General features: G+C 73.1%; 14 protein-coding genes and 2 pseudogenes. 6 read left to right on the plus strand and 10 right to left on the minus strand.

The genetic code is table 11. The features are described from left to right. Positions 1-183: 183 nt before the first annotated feature. Positions 184-918: an EamA family transporter gene (locus ACWC2T_RS15040; RefSeq protein ID WP_450670799.1), complete on the plus strand. Its 735-nt coding sequence runs from the start codon at positions 184-186 to the stop codon at positions 916-918. A gap of 149 nt (positions 919-1067) precedes the next feature. On the opposite strand, the gene ACWC2T_RS15045 is transcribed toward ACWC2T_RS15040, so the two are convergent. Beyond that, on the minus strand, positions 1068-1919 hold the full coding sequence (locus tag ACWC2T_RS15045; RefSeq protein ID WP_450670800.1) for a thioesterase family protein: 852 nt from the start codon (positions 1917-1919) through the stop codon (positions 1068-1070). A 122-nt stretch (positions 1920-2041) separates the two neighbouring features. Continuing rightward, on the minus strand, positions 2042-3520 hold the full coding sequence (locus ACWC2T_RS15050; protein ID WP_450670801.1) for a glutamate-cysteine ligase family protein: 1479 nt from the start codon (positions 3518-3520) through the stop codon (positions 2042-2044). Positions 3521-3712: 192 nt separating this feature from the next. Here ACWC2T_RS15050 and ACWC2T_RS15055 point away from each other — a divergent pair, with 192 nt between their 5' ends. Then, the gene (locus ACWC2T_RS15055; protein ID WP_450670802.1) at positions 3713-4891 is read left to right on the plus strand and encodes a substrate-binding domain-containing protein; all 1179 of its coding nucleotides are present in this window, start codon (positions 3713-3715) and stop codon (positions 4889-4891) included. Positions 4892-4987: 96 nt separating this feature from the next. Here ACWC2T_RS15055 and ACWC2T_RS15060 read toward each other — a convergent pair whose 3' ends face one another. The 5 genes and pseudogenes from ACWC2T_RS15060 to ACWC2T_RS15080 all read right to left on the minus strand — a co-directional run. Further along, positions 4988-5698 carry a sulfite exporter TauE/SafE family protein gene (locus ACWC2T_RS15060; protein WP_450670803.1) on the minus strand — a complete coding sequence of 237 codons (711 nt, stop codon included), beginning with the start codon at positions 5696-5698 and terminating at the stop codon, positions 4988-4990. After that, positions 5695-7143: an amidohydrolase family protein gene (locus tag ACWC2T_RS15065; RefSeq protein ID WP_450670804.1), complete on the minus strand. Its 1449-nt coding sequence runs from the start codon at positions 7141-7143 to the stop codon at positions 5695-5697. Before ACWC2T_RS15065 ends, ACWC2T_RS15060 begins: the two co-directional genes overlap by 4 nt. 36 nt (positions 7144-7179) lie before the next feature. Then, positions 7180-8559: a uracil-xanthine permease family protein gene (locus tag ACWC2T_RS15070; RefSeq protein WP_450670805.1), complete on the minus strand. Its 1380-nt coding sequence runs from the start codon at positions 8557-8559 to the stop codon at positions 7180-7182. A gap of 149 nt (positions 8560-8708) precedes the next feature. Continuing rightward, complete coding sequence (locus tag ACWC2T_RS15075) at positions 8709-9509, minus strand: SAM-dependent methyltransferase (RefSeq protein WP_450670806.1); 801 nt, start codon at positions 9507-9509, stop codon at positions 8709-8711. 100 nt (positions 9510-9609) lie between these two features. After that, positions 9610-9908, minus strand: a pseudogene (locus tag ACWC2T_RS15080) (fumarylacetoacetate hydrolase family protein); the annotation flags it as partial. Between the two features lie 464 nt (positions 9909-10372). On the opposite strand from ACWC2T_RS15080, the gene ACWC2T_RS15085 reads away from it, so the two are divergent. Continuing rightward, on the plus strand, positions 10373-11341 hold the full coding sequence (locus ACWC2T_RS15085; protein ID WP_450670807.1) for a threo-3-hydroxy-L-aspartate ammonia-lyase: 969 nt from the start codon (positions 10373-10375) through the stop codon (positions 11339-11341). A gap of 147 nt (positions 11342-11488) precedes the next feature. Beyond that, entirely contained in the window at positions 11489-13093 is a 1605-nt protein-coding gene (locus ACWC2T_RS15090; RefSeq protein ID WP_450670808.1) for an ABC-F family ATP-binding cassette domain-containing protein, read from the plus strand. Between the two features lie 321 nt (positions 13094-13414). On the opposite strand, the pseudogene ACWC2T_RS15095 reads toward ACWC2T_RS15090, so the two are convergent. Continuing rightward, positions 13415-14201, minus strand: a pseudogene (locus ACWC2T_RS15095) (SDR family NAD(P)-dependent oxidoreductase). A 162-nt stretch (positions 14202-14363) separates the two neighbouring features. Between ACWC2T_RS15095 and ACWC2T_RS15100 the strand changes: the two are divergent. Both ACWC2T_RS15100 and ACWC2T_RS15105 read left to right on the plus strand, forming a co-directional pair. Continuing rightward, the gene (locus ACWC2T_RS15100; protein ID WP_450670809.1) at positions 14364-15014 is read left to right on the plus strand and encodes a TetR family transcriptional regulator; all 651 of its coding nucleotides are present in this window, start codon (positions 14364-14366) and stop codon (positions 15012-15014) included. A gap of 119 nt (positions 15015-15133) precedes the next feature. Continuing rightward, positions 15134-16585, plus strand: a complete 1452-nt coding sequence (locus tag ACWC2T_RS15105; RefSeq protein ID WP_450670810.1) for a WGR domain-containing protein — start codon at positions 15134-15136, stop codon at positions 16583-16585. 106 nt (positions 16586-16691) lie between these two features. Here the strand turns inward: ACWC2T_RS15105 and ACWC2T_RS15110 are convergent, their stop codons facing one another. Further along, complete coding sequence (locus ACWC2T_RS15110; protein WP_450670811.1) at positions 16692-18275, minus strand: glycerol-3-phosphate dehydrogenase/oxidase; 1584 nt, start codon at positions 18273-18275, stop codon at positions 16692-16694. After that, on the minus strand, positions 18272-18871 hold the full coding sequence (locus ACWC2T_RS15115) for a TetR/AcrR family transcriptional regulator (RefSeq protein ID WP_450670812.1): 600 nt from the start codon (positions 18869-18871) through the stop codon (positions 18272-18274). The genes ACWC2T_RS15110 and ACWC2T_RS15115 overlap by 4 nt, the downstream gene beginning before the upstream one ends. Positions 18872-18873: the final 2 nt, after the last annotated feature.

Here is an 18873-nt window from a genome sequence, read left to right on the forward strand (position 1 = left end):
CCGCACCCCCGGAGTCCGATAACCATCACCCAGTACCTCACGCCCCGCGCCCGCGCCGCCCTCGTCGTCGGCCGGGGACTCGGCACCGCACCGGCCCCGGGGCTCGTCCTCGGCGGGATCCTCGGCCTGCAGGGCGGGGCCGCGCTGACGACCCGTCTCTACCCGGCCGTGGGACCGGCCGGCGTGGTGACCCTGCGGCTGGTCATCGCCGCAGTCGCCCTCACCGCGCTGTGGCGGCCCCGGATCCGCGGCGACCGGGCCGGGCTCGGCATCGCGGCCGGCGCCGGAACCCTGCTCGCCGTGCACCACCTCGCCTACTACGAGGCGGTCGCCCGGCTGCCCCTGGGCGCCGCCACCACCCTGGAGTTCCTCGGCCCCTTCGCCATCGCCCTGTGCGGTTCGCGCCGCGCCCCCGACCTGCTGTGGGCAGGCCTCGCCGCCACCGGCGTCCTGCTGCTCAGCGGCACGGGCACGGCCCTGGACGCGACCGGCATCGCCTGCGCCACCGTGGCCGGATGCTGCTGGGCCGGATACATCCTGCTCGGCAAGCGGCTGGCCGGACACGCCCCGGACGACCGCGGCCTCGCGCTGGCCGTGGCCTGGGGAGCCCTGATCAGCCTTCCGTACGGCATCACACAGGCGGGCACCCGCCTCCTGGACCCGGGCACCCTTGCCGTGGCCGCGGCGGTCGCCGTGCTCTCCAGCGTCGTGCCCTACACGTTCCAGCTGGAGGCCCTGCGCCGCCTGACTCCGCGCGTCTTCGGAGTCCTGACCAGCCTGGAACCGGCGATCGGCGCGCTGATCGGGCTGCTGTTTCTCGGTCAGCACCTTGCGGTGGCCCAGTGGGCGGGGGTCGCGGCGGTGGGGCTGGCTTCGGTGGGGGCGACGCGTACGGAGGGGTCTGCGGGCGGGACTTGAGCCTTCGATGGTCTCGGGTGCGGGTGCGGGTGCGGGTGCGGGTGCGGGTGGGTGGTGCGGGCGCGTGCACGGCCTCCGCCTTGCCCAGGCCAGGTCGTCTGTTCGACAGGAGGGAAGAGCCATGCCGGGCCCGGCGGCCAGCGGACTGTTCAGGTGCCCGGAAGCGGCCGTACCGTGAGTGTCTGCTGGGCCTGGCCGACCGGGCCGTGGATGTCGTGGAGGACACTGCTGGTGAGGCCCTGGCCGGTGGGGCCGAAGGTGACCGTGGTGTCCAGGCCGACCCAGCGGCCCGCCGGTTGCCGGTGCAGGTGGATCGTCAGGTCGACGTTGGGGAACATCCACTCGGTGGGCGGCCGGCGTACGGCGATGCCGTTGGCCGTGTCGACGAGGGCGACGTAGGCGGCGAGCGGGCTGCTCGGCTCGCCGGCCACGAGGTCGAGGTCCGTGGAGATCCAGACCGTTCCTCGGCCAGGCTCCGCGCGAGTGACCGGACGGATGTCGACGGACGCGCAGTGGCCGCCGGGCCAGACCTCGGCCAGGGAGTGACCGGCGAGCCCGTCCGGCGGGGTGAGGCGCGCCTCGGCACCGCCGGCCACGGCGCCGGTGTCCACCTCGGTCAGCAGCCAGGCGCGGGCCCGTACCACCGGCCGGTCCGCGATGCGTACGACCGCTTCGAGCAGTTCGATGGTCCGGCCGGGCCGGATCGACTCCACCTGGATCTCGCACTCGTCCAGGGGGAGGCGCCCCAGGATGTCGAAGCTGATCCTGGACAGGAGCAGTCCGCTCGGCGGGCGCTCGGCGCGGTACCGGTCGATCGCGTGGACGACGAGTCCGGCCAGCGGGCTGAAGTGCTGCTCGTCGGGATCCCACGCGCCGCCGGCATGCGGGGTGGGCTTGTAGCGATGGTGGTCAATGCGCTCGAAGTAGCTGGCGGCCAACGGGTGCCTCTCCTCCGGATGTTCGTGCACGCAAGGTGTTGGGCGGGTCGTTGCACAGTACATCCGTGGCCGTGACCGGTTCAGGGGGAATGGTCCGGACCGAGGGCGTCGCCGAGGACGGCCCCGAGGTGGTTCTGCACGTACTCGTAGGTGAACCTGTTGAGCGGGCGCGGCTGAGCCTGCTTTCAGTCCACCGGCCAGGTGTGGACGGGCGCGTTGAGGTGCATGTAGTCGATGTACAGCTGGGTCATCTGCCGCAGGGCCTCGTGGCGGCCGGCGCGCGTGGTCGCGTCGAGGTGGTGGAACATCTCCTTCTGCCACACGGCGCCGTTGCGTGCCACCACACAGCGCTGCTCGATGATGCCGAGCAGCGGCTCCCGCCATGCGTCGTCCATGCCCGAGTGCTCGAGTCCCCGGTGGGCGAGGGGCAGCAGCCGGCGCAGCACCAGTTCCGGCACCGGCACCTCGCCCATGCCGGGCCAGTACAGCGGGGCGTCGATGCCCTGCCGGGCGGCGGTGTGCAGATTGTCCTCGGCGGCCGCGAACGACATCCGCGACCACACCGGCCGGTCCTCCTCCACCAGGGCCCGGGTGAGGCCGTAGTAGAAGGCGCCGTTGGCGAGGGTGTCGGCGACGGTCGGTCCGGCGGGCAGCACCCTGTTCTCCACGCGGATGTGCGGGACGTCGTGGGAGACGGCGTACACCGGGCGGTTCCAGCGGTAGATCGTGCCGTTGTGCAGGGTCAGCTCGCCGAGTTCGGGTATGTCGCCCCGGTCCAGCGTCTCCGCCGGGTCCTGTTCGTCGCACAGCGGGAGGAGGGCGGGGAAGTAGCGCAGGTTCTCCTCGAACAGGTCGAAGACGCTGTTGATCCACCGCTCCCCGAACCACACCCGGGGCCGGACGCCCTGCACCTTGATCTCCTCCGGGCGGGTGTCCGTGGCCTGCTCGAACAGCGGGATGCGGGTCTCGTGCCACAGCTCCTTGCCGAACAGGAACGGCGAGTTGGCCGCCAGCGCCACCTGGACCCCGGCGATGGCCTGCGCCGCGTTCCAGTAGGAGGCGAACTCCTCGGGAGAGACCTGGAGATGGAACTGCGTGCTCGTGCACGCCGCCTCCGGGGTGATGGTGTCCGCGTAGGTGCGCAGCCGGTCCACGCCGTCCACCTCGATGCGCAGGTCCTCGCCGCGGGCCGCGAAGATCTGGTCGTTGAGCAGTTGGTAGCGCGGGTTCTCCGACAGGGTCTCCTCGCCGATGTCCGCCTGCCGCAGGGTGGGCAGGATCCCGATCATGATCAGCCGCGTGCCGATCGACCTGGCCCGCTCGTCCGCGTGGTTCAGCGCGGCGCGGATCTCCGACTCCCACGCGTCGGGGCCGCCCGCCGTCAGCCGCCGGGGCGGCACGTTGATCTCCAGGTTGAAGCGGCCCAGCTCGGTGGACCAGGCGGGGTCGGAGATCGCCTTCAGCGCATCGGTGTTGCGCATCGCCGGCTCAGCGTCGTCGCCGACCAGGTTCAGTTCGATCTCCAGACCGACCTGCGGCCGCTCGGACTCGAAGCGTGCCTCGCGCAGCATCTGCGCCAGCGTGTCCAGGCACGCGTGCATCTTGATCCGGTACCGGCGGCGGTCCTCGCGGGTGAAGACGAGCGCCGGGACGTCGCGTCCCATCGGCCCTCCAGGATGCCCCTCGTCGCAGCCCTCACCACCCAGCGTCGCACCAACCCGCGAGCCCCACCAGACGCGGCCGGTACCTGCCCGGCCCGGTACGGCGCGTGGTCATGCAGTCGCTCTTGCCGAGGCCGCTGCCGCAGGGGCAAGGGGCGGTGGCCCCGGGGCGGTGGAGGTTGCGAAGATGGGCCCATGACCACTTCGCACGGCGCTCGCCGGCCCACGATCGCCGACGTCGCCGCGGCGGCGTCGGTGTCGCGGACCACGGTGTCCCACGCCCTCAACGGCATCGGCAAGGTCGACCCGCGGACCCGGGAACGCATCAAGAAGATCGCCGCCGAGCTGGGGTACCGGCCCAACCTGCGCGCCCAGCGGCTGCGCCGGGGCCAGGCCAAGGCCATCGCGCTGGCCTCCTCGATGCCGTTCGCGGTGGCCGGCGGCCCCTCGCGCCTCGGCTTCTACATGGAGGTGGCCGCCGCCGCGGCCGAGCGGGCCCTCGTCCACGGCTACGCCCTGGTGCTGATCCCGCCTGTGCAGTCCGGATCCGCGCTCTACTCCGTCGACATCGACGGCGCGATCGTGGTCGAACCCGAGGCGGACGACGCGGCCGTGGCCCAACTACGCGAGCGCGGGCTGCCGTACGTCGCGCTGGGCCGGCCCACCGCACCCGATGACGACGCTCCCTACGTGGACCTGCACGGCGGAAGGGTGGTCGAACTGCTCCTGGACCACCTGCGCGACCAGGGCGCCCGCAGCCCGGCGCTCGTCGTCGGCGCGGGCACCCGGCACTCCGCGATCGACGCCCGCGCCGCTTACGAACGGATCGCCGCCGCGTACGGCTGGGCACCGATCGTCGCGACCGCGCCGGAGGACGGCGGCGAGCAGGCGGGGTACGACCGGTGTGCCGACCTGCTCGCGGAACACCCCGGCGTCGACGCGCTGTGTGTGCTCGTCGACGCCTTCGCGGTCGGCGCCGTACGAGCCCTGCGGGACGCCGGCCGCCGCGTCCCGGACGACGTCATGGTCGTCACCCGGTACGACGGGTTGCGCGCCCGCACCTGCGAACCCCCGCTCACGGCGGTCGACTTGGGCCTGGACCGGGCCGCCGCGGACGCGGTGGAACTGCTGCTCGCCCGGCTGGGCGCACGACAGGCCACGGGCGCGACAGCAAGGCTGACGGATGCCGGACCGGCGGAGACCGGATCGGCTGAAACCGAGCCGACGGAGACCGGGCCAGCGGAGACCGGATCGGCCGAAACCAGGCCGGCGGAGACCGGGGGTGAGGCGCCGTCCGCCGCGCCCCGGCTCGTCCTGCGCGCCTCGTCCCTGCGGCGGCCGCCGGGCCCGGGCGACGGGACCCCGGGCACCTAGGCCCTGTCGTCTAACTCCCTCCCCCAGCCTTCTCTTGATCAACTACCGACGCGAGTCACCAACCTCTTGGCCAAGTACACCTAGCGGCCGGCCAGATCACGTCCCGGCCATCAGCACCACCCCCGACACCAGGGCGAAGACATGGACGAAGGCCCGCATCTTCCCCGCGTCGAGGCGCCGGTGCGCGAGGCGGCTGAGCCAGGCACCCGCCGCGAGCGCGGGCAGCAGCAGGAGCGCCCAGCCCATGTCCGCCGGACGGCCGCGCCCGGTGCCGAACAGCAGGGCCAGGGAGGCGACTTCGCCCACCAGGAAGCAGGCGGCGACCGTGGCCCGCAGCTCGCCGGGCGGCCGGTGCTGGTAGACGAGCGCGAGGGGCGGGCCGCCCACGCCGGTCGCGGTCTCGGTGAGACCGGTGACGACACCGGCGCCCAGGTAGGCGCCGCGCCCGGGCACGAACGACGGCACGACGAGGCTCACCACCGCCGCCAGTACCGTCGCCGCGCCGACGACGGCTCCGAGAGCGCCCGCCGGGATCGCCCACAGCAGCGCCAGCCCCGCCGGAGTCGCCGTCAGCCGCGCCGCCGTGATCCACCCGGCGCCACGCAGATCGAGACTGTGCCGTTCACGCCAGGCGACGTACAGGTTCAGCGGGATCATCGAGGTCAGCACGAACACGGGCAGCAGCCCCGGATCGAGCAGCCCCGCGACGGGCGCCACGATCAGCGCGAACCCCAGGCCGCTGGCCCCCTGCACGAACGCGGCCGCCGCGACGGTCAGCGCCAGCACCGCCAGCGTGCCGCCGCTCATCGCCGGGCACCGGGACAGGGCAGGTTCCCGGCCGCCGGCCCGGGGTGCGCCGCCGTCCGCTGCCGTGCCGCCACCGACGTCGGATGGGCCCGCGTGACCCCGGCGCGCCGTACCACGCGGGGGGCCAGCTCGGCGGCCCGGCGGACCAGTGCCGGTCCGTCCCAGTCCGGTGGCCAGCCGTGCCACAGGCGCAGGCGGCCGGCGACGAACACGGCGGTGAGCTGGTCCCGGTTGCCGCGCCGCACCAGCTCCCACGGCAGGTCCCAGGACGGCCGCATCTCCGGCCGGTCGAGGTCGACCAGGAGGAAGTCCGCGGCGGCACCGGGCACGACCCGTCCCGTGTGCCGGCCGAGTCCGACCGCGTCCGCGCCGCCCGCGGTGGCCCGCTCCCACCACGTCCACCCGGCGCCGCAGGAGGAGTCGCCGCTGGCCAGGCCGTAGGTGAGCCGCTGAGCGAACTCCGCCGCGTCCGTGAGCCGGAAGCCGTCCCCGCGGGTCCCGTCGGTGCCGAGCCCGAACCGGACGCCGCGCTCGGCGAAGGCGGTCGCCGGGGCGACGGCGTTGCCCTTCCACGCGCTGGCCACCGGGTTGTAGCTGACCGCGGCACCGCTGTCGGCGAGCAGCGTGACCTCGCGAGGAGTGAGCAACGTCGCGTGCGCGGCCAGCAACTGCGGGCCAAGGGCGCCCACATGGTGCAGATACTCCAGGGGCCGCAGCCCGTGCCGGACCAGGGAGTGCTCGACGGCGACGAGGTGCTCGTTCACATGGATCTGCACGACCGTGCCCGCGTCGGCGGCGAGCCGTGCCGTCGCGGCCAGCGTGTGCGCCGTCGCGGCCTCCGGCACGGACACGGCGATCGCGGGACGGACCAGGTCGTCGCCGCCGTAGCGCGCCAGGTGCTTCTCGGCGGCGGCGAGCACGGCCTGCGGGTCCGCGTCCGCTCCGGTGCCGTCCGGGACGTCGTTGCAGACGAGCCCCAGCACACAGCGGATCCCCGCGTCACGGGCGGCCGAGGCTACCACGTCCACGTCCACCGGGGCGCGGGTCCCCGACTCGGCGACCGTCGTGAAACCGCCCCGCAGGGACTCCAGCGCGGCCAGTTTCGCGGCGACGTAGGCCGACTCCTCGTCCAGGGCGCGCTCCAGCGGCACCCACACCCGGCGGAAGATCTCCGACGGCTCCCCGAAGGCGAGGGCGCCGCCGAAGCTCTGCGTCAGATGGTGGTGGGCGTCGACGAAGCCCGGCATCAGCGCGTGCCCGGGCAGCCGGAGAGGGGTCAGCGACGGGTGGGTGCGGACGATTCGTTCGACGGGGCCGACGTCGCGGAACACGCCGTCCTGTACCACCACCGCGTGCAGCTCCAGCGGGCCGTCGGGGGTCAGCGTCACGTCGGGGACCAGCAGCAGCGCGTCGTGGCGCAGCCGGTCGGGGGTCAGGTCGGTCATGCTTCTCCGTTGTTCGGCAGACGGTTGTGCGGGGCTTCAGGCACGGGCGGCCGGGCTCGGCGCCTCGGCCGGCACGGCGGCACCGGTGTCCGCCGCGTGCCGCCCCAGGTGGTGGAAGACGACATTGAGGACGGCGGCGACGAGTGCGCCCACGGCCACCCCGCTCTCCAGCAGGATCCGCACGTCGGACGGGAACCCGGCGTAGACGCCGGGGACCAGGATCGGCAGCAGCCCCAGCGCGAGCGCGACCGCGCAGGTCATCGTGGCCGTGTGGTCCTCCAGCCGGGCGCGGCCGAGCATCTGCACACCGAGAACCGTGATCACCGCGAAGACGACCATCGCGGCGCCGCCGACCACGGCCGAGGGCATCACGCTGATCGCGCGCGCGACGGGGGTGAAGAAGCCGAGGACGACAAGGACCACGCCCGCGGCGGCCGTGACATACCGGCTGCGCACGCCGGTCACCCGGACGATGCCGATGTTCTCGCCGCTGGTCACCATCAGCGGCAGCCCGAAGCAGCCGCCGAGCAGCGAGGTCAGCGCGTCCCCGCGCACCGTGCGCGGCACGTCGGTGCGGACGTCGATGTCCTTGCCGACCGCCTCGGCGTTGATGACGGTCTGCCCGGTCGCCTCCGCCATGGACGCGAGGCTGTACAGCATCAGCGGCAGCGCGGCGAGCAGGTCGAAGACGGGTGTGCCGAACGGCAACGGCCTGGGAACACCGATCAGTTGGCCGGAGAGGGCGGAGCCCGGGTGGACCTGGCCGACGGCGAAGGCCAGGGCGGTGCCGGCCGCCAGGCCCAGCAGTACGGCGAGTTGCCGCAGGACCCCGCGCAGCAGCCGGGTGAAGACGACGATCAGGCCGATGGTCGCGAAGGCGAGCCCGAGCCGTGCCGGATCCGCGAAGCCGGGCGTGCCGGGCTGCCCGGTGACCAGCAGCGCGCCGACCTTCACCAGATTGACCCCGACGATCACGATCATCGTGCCGATGACCAGCGGCGGGAAGAACCGCAGCAGCCGCGCGAACAGCGGCAGCACCAGGAGGGTGAAGGCCGCGGTGAGGAGCACCGCGCCGGTCGCCGTGCGCAGCCCGTGCGCCTGCGCGATCGACAGGAACAGGATCAGTGGCGCTCCGCCCGGCAGCATCACGAACGGCAGCCGTGGCCCGAACGTCCAGGGACCGAGGGACTGCACGAGCGAGCCGATCCCGGACAGCAGCAGGGCCGCCGAGAGCAGGTCGACGGTGATACCCGGGCCGAGCCGGAGGGTGGCGCTCATCAGGAAGATCGCGGAGATCGGCGTCGCCGCCATGACGAGGACGTGCTGGACGCCGAAGAGCAGGATCCGCCCGAGAGGGCGGGACTCGTCGACGGGATGGACGGGACGGGAGTCAACGGGATGTACGGGACTGGACACGTGCGGGCTCCGTTCGGCTCGCTCGGCTCAGGCCTCGACGATCCGGCCGTGGACGGCGGCCAAAGCGCGGTGGCCAAATCGATTTGGCCGCCAGTATGGGGGCGCCGACCGGGGGTCGGTCAAGGGGTGGACCCCCGGAGCTCCCGGATTCAGGCGTTCTTGCGGGCCACGCCTCCGTAGAAGCCGATCGCTTCGGAGCCCGGCGGCGGGGTGGAGTCCGGGCGCCAGAACGGAACCTGGGTCAGGCCCGGCTCGACCAGGTCGAACCCGCCGAAGAACCGCTCGATGCGGTCGCGGGACCGCAGGTTCATGGACGCGGTCGCGCCGTTGTAGACGGCCTCGGCCTCGCTGCGGTCGTCGGCGAAGTCGCCCGTCGCGTGCGAGAGCACCAGGAAACTGCCGGCCGGGAGCGCGTCACGCAGGGTCGCCACGATCCGCTCGGGCTCGTCCGCGTCGCGGATGAAGTGGAGGATGGCGACGAGGAACAGGGCGACCGGCCGGCCGTAGTCGATGATCCGGCGGACCTCGGGATGATCGATGACGGACTGCGGATCGCGCAGGTCGGCGAGCACGATGCTGGTCGTGCCGGCCCGGCTGAGCAGCGCGTCGCCGTGCGCCTTCACGATCGGATCGTTGTCGACATAGGCGACGCGCGCGTCCGGCGCCAGTTCCTGGGCGATCTCGTGCACGTTCGGCGAGGTGGGCAGCCCGGTGCCGATGTCGAGGATCTGGCGGACACCGCTGCCGATGACGTACCGGACCGCACGCTGCAGAAAGGCGCGGTTGGCCCGCACCGAGACCCACACCTCGGGCGCCGCCGCGGCCAGTTGGTCGCCTGCCCGTTGGTCCACCTCGTAGTTGTCCTTGCCGCCCAGGAGGTAGTCGTAGATCCGTGCGGGATGCGGCTTGCTGGTGTCGATGTGCACGGCCTGGCCGCCCTCCTGCGTCACTCTGTACTCCCCTCCTCGACCGTCACGGCCTTCGTCCCACAAACGGTTGGCCAAAGCTTGCCACATCAACTACCGGCTGCGCGCCGGGAGTTCCCGAAGCTCAGGACGGGGTGGTGCGGCGCCTGGCCGGCGCCACCGGCACCGGATCGGACCCCGCCACCACGGGGCCGGAGCGGCGGCGGATCCTGCCGCCCGCGCACGCCCCACAGCCCGGCCAGGCAACCGCGGTTGCCACAGGTCGAAGGTCCGGCTCATGTGGGACAGCAGCGCAGAAAGCCGTCCCGGTCGCGGTACGGCTGAGGACTGTGTAGCCGACGATGTGCTCGCGGGCCTGCTCGGGGTGAGGTCCCGGCCCGCCCGCCCGATCACGGCGGCGACCTCCAGCTCGAAGTCCAGCACCCCTTCCTCACGGGCCGGGACCTCGGACGCCAGGCCTGCCCCCTGTCAACTGGGGCGCTCGTCACCCGGGCGGCTCGTTTCCACTGGCCTGTGCGTCGGTGGTGTCGGATGGTCGGAACAAGATCGGTGAGTCGAAGCTTCGTCCGACCGGTCGCGGGTCGTCCCTCCGTGTCCGTGACGAGGCGGGCCGACGCGCCGGGGGCGGGGAACGGTTAATCCATGCGCTCGGGTCGTTCCCCGCCCTTCCCGTTCCCCCCTCTTGTGCGCCCAGCCGGTGAACCCGCTCATGAACTCCCGGTAGTCGACACCGACATGGCCTCGAACGTCGAGGCACCCAAGTCAGACCTGGCGGCGCTGTATCGGCAACTGACCGAGTAGTCCTGGACAGGCGGGCGTCCGCGTTCGTAGAGTTCTTGTCCAAGAATGGAAATTCGGTCCAAGTGGGAAGGGGAGGGGAGACCACCATGGCCGCCGCTTCGTCCGTAACGTTCGATGACGTCCGTGCGGCCGCCGCACGCCTCGAAGGCGTCGCCCACCGCACCCCCGTCATCACCTCGCGCACCCTGAACGCCCTCGTCGGCGCCGAGGTGTTCATCAAGTGCGAGAACTTCCAGCGCGCCGGCGCCTTCAAGTTCCGCGGCGCCTACAACGCGGCCGCCCAGCTTCCCGCGGACCGGCTCGCCAAGGGCATCGCCGCCTACTCCTCCGGCAACCACGCCCAGGCCACCGCCCTGGCCGCCCGCGAACTCGGCACCAGCGCCGTCATCCTGATGCCCGAGGACGCCCCGCGCCTCAAGCGGGAGGCGACGGCCGGATACGGTGCCGAGATCGTCACCTACGACCGCTACACCGAGGACCGCACCGCGCTCGGTACGGCACTGGCGGCGGACCGCGGCCTGGCGCTCATCCCGCCCTATGACCACCCCCATGTCATCGCCGGACAGGGCACCGCGACCCTCGAACTCCTCGAGGAGACCGGCCCGCTCGGTGCCCTGCTCGTACCTGTCGGCGGCGGTGGCCTGATCGCCGGCAGCGCCACCGCCGCCAAGGCCCTGCACCCCCGCATCCGGGTCGTGGGCGTGGAGCCGGAGGCGGGGGACGACACCAAGCGGTCCCTGGAGAGCGGTGCCCGTGTCACCCTGCCCGTGCCCCGGACCATCGCCGACGGGCAGGCGCTGGACACGCCCGGCGAGCTCACCTTCGAGATCAACCGGCGCCTGGTCGACGCCATCGCCCTCGTCAGCGACGCGGAGATCGTCGCCGCCATGCGCTTCGCCTTCGAACGCCTGAAGATCGTGCTCGAACCCAGCGGTGCCACCGGCCTGGCCGCACTCCTGGCCCGCCGCGTCGACGACCTCCCGCCCCGCATCGGAATCATCGCCTCCGGCGGCAACATCGACACCGGCAGGTTCGCTGAACTCCTCGGCGGATGAGGGGAGTTGCGGCGCCGAGCGAAAAAGCACAGGCGCCGCTCGCAATCCGTCGGTTACCGTGACCGCATGTCAACGCCCCGAATCTCCTAGCCGAGGACCCGCTTCCACGCCAGAAGTGTGTCCTCTCGCTGTTTCGGAGCGTTACCAATGATCACCGCTCGTGATGTCGAGCTGCGCGCCGGTGCGCGCCTGCTGCTGTCCCGCACCTCCTTCACCGTCTCCCCCGGGGACCGGATCGGCCTCGTCGGCCGCAACGGCGCGGGCAAGACCACCCTGCTGAGCGCGCTCGCCGGACAATCCCGGCCCGCCGCCGGCACGATCACCCACACCGGACCGGTCGGCTACCTGGCTCAGGACTCCCGCGCCACCGACCCCGCCACGACGGTCACCGAACGGCTCCTGTCCGCCCGTGGCCTCGACACCGCCCTGCGCGACCTGCGCAGGGCCGAGGCGGCGATGACCGACGCCACCCACCCGGCGGCGCTGGAGCGGGCCATGAACGCCTACGCCCGCGCCGACGCCGCCTTCCAGGCCGGTGGCGGCTACGCGGCCGAGGCCGAGGCCGCCCGGACGGCAGCCGGACTCGGCCTCGCCGAACGGGTCATGGGCGAGCCCGTCGGCACCCTGTCCGGCGGGCAGAAGCGCCGCGTGGAACTCGCCCGCATCCTGTTCGCCGGAACCGGCGGCGTCCTGCTCCTGGACGAGCCCACCAACCACCTCGACGCCGACTCGCTGACCTGGCTGCGCGGCTTCCTCCAGGGCCACCAGGGCGGACTGGTGCTCGTCAGCCACGACACGGCACTGCTCGCCGAGGTCGTCAACCGCGTCTTCCACCTGGACGGCTGCCGAGCCACGATCGACGTGCACAACACCGGCTGGCACCCGTACACGACGCGTCGCGAGGCCGAGGAGCGGCGCCGCGCCCGGGAGCGGGCCGGCACCGAACGCAAGGCCGCGGCCCTGCACGCACAGGCGGACCGGATGAAGGCTCGCTCCGCCACCGCCACCATGGCCCGCAGCATGGCCCGCCGTGCCGACCGCATGCTGGCCGCGCTGGAACCCGCCCGGCGCGCCGAGAAGACCGCGCGAATCCGGCTGCCCGAGCCCGCCCCGTGCGGACGGACACCTCTCGGCGCGATCAGCCTGGCCAAGTCCTACGGTGACCACCGGGTCCTGGACGGAGTGGACCGGGCGGTGGACCGCGGCAGCCGCATGGTCGTCCTCGGGCTCAACGGCGCGGGGAAGACCACCCTGCTGCGGATCCTCGCCGGCGCCGAACGGCCGGACACGGGACGGGTGGTGCACGGACACGGGCTGCGCCTCGGCTACTTCGCCCAGGAGCACGACACGCTCGACACCGGCCGCACGGTCCTGGACAACCTGAAGGCAGCGGCACCGCACCTGGACATTGGTGAGGCCCGGCGGGTACTGGGCGCGTTCCTGTTCGGCGGGGACGACGCCGACAAGCCCGCAGGCGTCCTGTCGGGTGGCGAGCGGACCCGGCTGGCGCTGGCCGGCCTGGTCCACTCCGGGGCGAACGTCCTGCTGCTGGACGAGCCGACCAACAACCTCGACCCGCTCTCCCGCGACGAGGTCCTGGCCGCGGTCGGCTCGTATCCCGGCGCGATCGTCATGGTCACCCACGACGAGGGAGCCCTCGACGCTCTCCGCCCGGACCGTGTCCTGCTGCTGCCGGACGCGGACGACGACCTGTGGAGCGAGGACTACCGCGACCTGGTGGCTCTCGCCTGAGCGACCTGACGGGGACCGCCTCGACGACGGCCTCGCCCGTGCTGCCCACGGGCGGGGCCCGCATGGACGAGACCCCGGCGGGCCGGCTGCCCGGGCCGGCATCCCCGCAGGGCCCGGGTGCTCGGCGCCGGTGATCTGAACGGCGACGGGCACGACGACGTGCCGGCCCCGACGGCTCCGGCCCGGACCAACGGCAGCTGGGCCCGCGTCGGCTCGGGCCGGTCCGGCCGCGCACTTTCCTGACCGGCGGCCCACGCCGAAGGGCACGCGCTCCGCAGACGCGCAGATCTCGGCGCCGTTCCCGCGGTGCCCCGACCACCGTCAGAAGTGGGTGCCCCCGTCGATGCGGATCTCCGTGCCGGTGAGGAACCTGCCGTCCTCCGAGGCGAGCATGGCGACGACCGACGCCACCGTCTCTGGGCCGGCGAAGCCCTGTCCGAGCGCGGGGGAGAGCTTGGCGAACAGGCTCATGTCCGCGTCCTCGGGCAGCCCCGGTCCCTTGCTCTGCCCGCTGGCGCCGCTGCCGTCGGTCATCCCCGAGGAGATGGAGCCGGGCTGGACGGCGGTGAAGCGGATGCCCTGCCGGGCGTACTCGGCGGCGAGAGCATGCGTCATCGACTGGATGCCGCCCTTGCTCGCCGCGTACGCCGCCATGTAGGGGTGCGCGAACTGGGCCGAAGTGGAGCTGAAGTTGACGACCGCCGCGGCACGGCCTGCCAGTAGCGCAGGTATGGACTCGCGGATGACGAGGAAGGTTCCGACGAGGTTGACCTGCAGGATGCGGGTGAAGTCCTGAAGGCTCGTCTCGTGGGTGTGCGCGGAGCGCAGGATCCCGGCCGCGTTGACCAGCACGTCCAGGCCGCCCAGCGCTGCGGTCGCGGCTGCCACCCCGTCCCTGACCGAGGCCTCGTCGGCGACGTCGACGACCAGCGTGGTCAGGCGGTCCGCATGCGCCCCGGCCCGCTCCACGGTGTCCCGCAGACCGTGCTCGCTGACGTCCGCCGCGTCGACGGTGCCGCCCTCGGCGAGGAGGCGCAGCACGGTGGCCTGGCCGATGCCCGAGCCGCCCCCCGGTGATCAGGGCGCGCCGGCCTTCGTAACGGTTCATGTCTCCTCCTCCTGCCCGCCCTGTCGGCGTGTGGCGGGGCCTTCGCGACGCCGGATGTCCTGCGGGCCGGCGTCTCAGGCTCTTCACGTTACGCCCAGGTGGCATGCTTTGCCATTTCGTCATGGCGTGCCATACCAGGGTGCCGGGCCGTACCCTTCTGGAGTGAGCACCAAGCCGCCGTCTTCTTTGACCGAGCGCCGCAAGGCCGCGACCCAGCTCGAGATCGCGCACGCGGCGGCCGAGCTGTTCGCCACGCAGGGGCCGCACGCGACCACGGCCGAGGAGATCGCCCGGCACGCCGGCGTCGCGCTGCGCACCTTCTACCGCTACTTCCGCTCCAAGCAGGACGCGGTGAGCCCGCTGCTCGCCACCGGAGCCGACCGATGGCGGGCCCTGCTGGAGGCGGCGGAACCGGGCACCGACCTGTCCCGGGCGCTGGAGACAGCGGTGGAGCGGTCCCTGTCGGTGCCGGACGAGGCGGCCGCCACAGCGCTGCTGCGCACCCGCGGGCTGCTGCGGGCCGCGGCCGACGACCCCACGCTCCGCGCGGTCTGGTACCGCGTCAACCAGGAGTCCGAGGAACGGCTCGCCCCGGTCGTCGCCCGCCTCGCGGACGGGCGGCTCGGAGCGGTCCAGGTGCGACTCGTCGCGGCGGCGGCCACGGACGCGATCCGGATCGCGCTGGAGACCTGGGCGGACACGGAAGCGGGAGTGGCCGGCGAGGACTCACCGGCCGCCCTGGCGATCCACTGCCTTCGCCAACTGCTCGGCGGAATGAGCGTGTTGGCGCCGGACGGTGACGGCGAGGGTTAACCGGCCGGTGCCTGCCCCACCCGGGTGTGGCAGCCCGATTGTCAGTGGTCGCCCTTACGGTTCGATCAGTGAGGACCTGCGGGAAAGGCCGCGGGTCCGTCCTGGGGAGGGGGCTTGCCATGACCACGGCGTCGGCGGTGTCGAGGACCTATCTGGAGCTGTCGCAGGAGGGCGGCGGCGCCCACAAGTTCTATGAAGTGACCGTCGACGGCTCCGTGGTGACGGTGCGGTACGGCAGGATCGGCGCCGCCGGGCAGGTGCAGACGACGACCTTCCCGACCGCGGAGAAGGCCAGGGCGGCCGCCGCGAAGAAGGTGGGGGAGAAGGTCCGCAAGGGATATGCCCCCGCGGTCCAGGGGCAGCGCGCCCCACGCCCGGTGACCCGGCGTCAGGTCAGCTCGGCTCCCTCCACCGCACGGGCCGTGGCTCCCGTGCTGTGGCGGTTCCGGACCGGCTCGGCCGCCTTCGGCATTCATGTCGACGACGAACACTGCTGGGTCGGCAATCAGGCGGGTGACGTCTACACCCTCGGCCACGACGGCGCCGTGCTCGCCCGGTTCAGCCTGCCCGACGGGGTGAAGTGCCTGGTCGCCGACGACTTCTGGATCTACGCGGGCTGCGACGACGGCAAGGTCTACGACCTCTCCTCCAAGCTGCCGTTCGCCGCATACGACATCGCCGCCGACGTCGACATCTTCTGGCTGGACATCCACGAGGGCATCCTGAACGTGTCGGACCGCGACGGACGCCTCACCGTCATCGACCATGAGGACGAACACCAGTGGGCCCGCCGCAGCCAGGGCGAACACGCCTGGATGGTGCGCGCCGACGACCGCGCCGTCTACCACGGCCACCAACGGGGCGTCACCGCCTACGCACCCGACGGCAGCGGCGAGTTGTGGCACACGGCCACCAGCGGCAGCGTGCTGTTCGGCTGGCAGGTGGACGAGGCCGTCTACGCGGGCACCGGTCACCGCGTGGTCCAGCGGCTGTCCAAGGCGACCGGCGCCATCGAGGCGACGTACGCATGCGACAGCGCGGTCTACTCGTGCGCCACGTCCCCGGGCGGGCGGTTCGTCTTCGCCGGGGACGCCGCGTCCTCCGTCTACTGCTTCGACCAGGACGGCGCGCGCCTGTGGAAGCTCGGCACGGGCGGCGGCTCGGCGCTGTCGATGCAGTACCACGACGAGCGTCTGTACCTGGTGACCACCGACGGCTCGCTGGTGTGCGTCGACGCCGGCGAGACGGCCGTCGCCGCGGCCCAGCAGGGCACGGTCCCGGTGGCCCGGGACGTCAAGCTCGCCGCGGCGCTGCCGGCCTACCAGCCTGCCACCGCCGTGGCCGCGGTGGCCACCGTCGCGCAGGCTCCCGCCGGAGCCGTCGTGGTCGAGTGCGTACAGGAGGGCGGCCGGCTCCGGGTGCATGTGGTGTCCGAGGGCTACGACACCTCCTGGAACGTCCAGTTCCCGCGGGTCATACGCGAGCCGGGCGCCCGCTATGTCGTGGACGCCCTGCACCCGGCGGCCGGCGGCTTCTACCGCGTCCGCGGCGACATCCGCCGCCTCCTCTGATGCTCCGCCCGTGCGACCGTACGTTCGTCGCCTCCATCGCCGACTTCCGCTCCCCGCTGGGCCGTTGAGGGCGTACTCACGCCCTCCGGCACGGCCGGGTGTGACCTCAGGGCCGTACGCTCGCGGCCTCCGCCAGCACCTCACGGGCCACCGACAGGACCTCGGCGCGGTCCTCCGGCACCAGTCCGATGCGGGTACGGCGGTCCAGGAGATCCGACTCGTCCAGCGCACCCTCGTGCCGGACCGCCCACAGCAGTTCCGCGCGGGTGACCGGGTGGCCGGGCAGGACCGGCGCGGCCAGGGCGGGGTCCGTGGCCGCGAGGGCGTGGACGGCCTCGGCCTCGGTGCCGTAGCGGCGGACCAGGCGCTGCGGTGCGGACAGCGCGCGCAGGCGGGCGGGCGCGGCGGCGCCGACCAGGGGGAGCGCGGCGGTGGGGGAGGGCGCGGCCGGAAGTCCCCGGGCGGCGGTCGCGGCGTCCACGGCGTCCTGTGCCATGCGCCGGTAGGTGGTGAGCTTGCCGCCGACGATCGTCGTGACACCGTCGGGGGACGTCAGCACCGCGTGCCGGCGGGAGATGTCGGAGGTGCGGGCGGGCGAGTCGGAGCGGCCGTCGTGCCCGGAGGTGTCGAGCAGCGGGCGCAGCCCGGCGAAGGCGCCGACGACCTCCTCCCGGGCCACCGGCGTCTCCAGGACCGAGCCGAGCACGTCCAGCAGGAAGCCGATGTCGGTCTCGGGCACGTCCGGGACGTCCGGGATTCCGCCCTCGACCGGCTCGTCGGTGAGACCGACGTACACCCGGCCGTCGCCCTGGGGCAGGACCAGGACGAAGCGGTTGGTCTCGCCGGGGATGGGGATGTGCAGGCCGGCCGGCAGGGTGCCGAGCCGCTCCGAGCGCAGGACCAGATGGGTGCCGCGGGAGGGCCGGATCCGGATGCCCTCCACGAGGCCGCCCGCCCACACCCCGGCCGCGTTGATGACCGCGCGGGCCCTGATCTCGCCCTCCTCGCCGCTGAGTTCGTCGCGGATCCGGGCGCCCGTACCGGTCAGCTCCAGCACCCGGACGCGGGTCAGCACCCGTGCCCCCTGCGCGGTGGCCGTCCTGGCCAGGGCGGTCACCAGCCGGGCGTCGTCGGTCACCTTGCCGTCCCAGGACAGCAGTCCGCCGCGCAGCCCCGCCGAGCGCACCGACGGCGCCAGGTGCCGAGCCTCCGTCGCTGTCAGCCGGCGCGGGGCGGGCAGTACCTGGCGTGGGGTCCGTGCGGCCAGCCGCAGCATGTCCCCGGCTCGGAACCCGGCCCAGGCCAGCGAGGCCTGGGCCCGGGACACCAGCGGGGTCAGCGGCAGCACGAACGGCTGGGCGGCGACCAGGTGCGGGGCGGTCCTGGTCATCAGCACACCGCGTTCGACCGCGCTCTCGTGCGCGACGTCGAACTGCGCGGAGGCCAGGTAGCGCAGTCCGCCGTGGATGAGCTTGGAGCTCCAGCGGGAGGTGCCGAAGGCGAGGTCGTGGGCGTCCACCGCGACGACGTCGAGGCCGCGGGCCGCCGCGTCCAGCGCGGCTCCGGCCCCGGTCGCGCCGAGCCCGACGACCAGGACGTCGGCGACCCTGCCGTCGGTGGCTTCGGCCAGTTCGCGCGTGCGGCGGTGTGCGCTGAGGGACGAGCCGGCGTCGGCCCCGGTGTTGCTCATGGCGTGAGGGTCCTCTCCAGGAGGGTGCGCAACTCGCCGAGGAAGGCCGCGGAGTCGAGCTCCGGATCGTCCTCGTCGGTCATCGTGCGCAGGGACAGGGTGAAGGACTGCACGGTCAACAGCAGGGCACGGGCCTGCCGTTCGACGTGCCCGGCGCGCACCGAGCCGTCCGCGTGGCCCTCGCGCAGCGCGTCGGCCAGCAGTGCCAGCAGCGCCTCCTGGCTCGCTCCACGGCGGTCGAGCACATAGGGGAGCAGCAGTTCCGGATCGACGTCGACGATCTTGCGGAAGAGCGGGTGCGCCCGGAAGGCCTCGACGCCCGCCACCAGTCCGTTCACGATCCGGGTGCGGGTGTCCGTGCCGGAGGAGGGCTCGGGGATCGCCCGGGTGGCCACGTCGATCCACTCCCGGGTCATCAGATCCCCGACCAGGGTCCGCAGATCCGGCCAGCGCCGGTACAGCGTCATCCGCGAGACACCGGCGCGGCGGGCCACGTCGGCGAGGGTGGTGCGGCGCACCCCGACGGCCAGCACACAGTCGCGCACCGCGTCGAGCACCTGATCATTGTCCGAGCCGTTGTGACGAATAGGCGTCATGT

Source organism: Streptomyces sp. NPDC001393 (genome assembly GCF_053597455.1).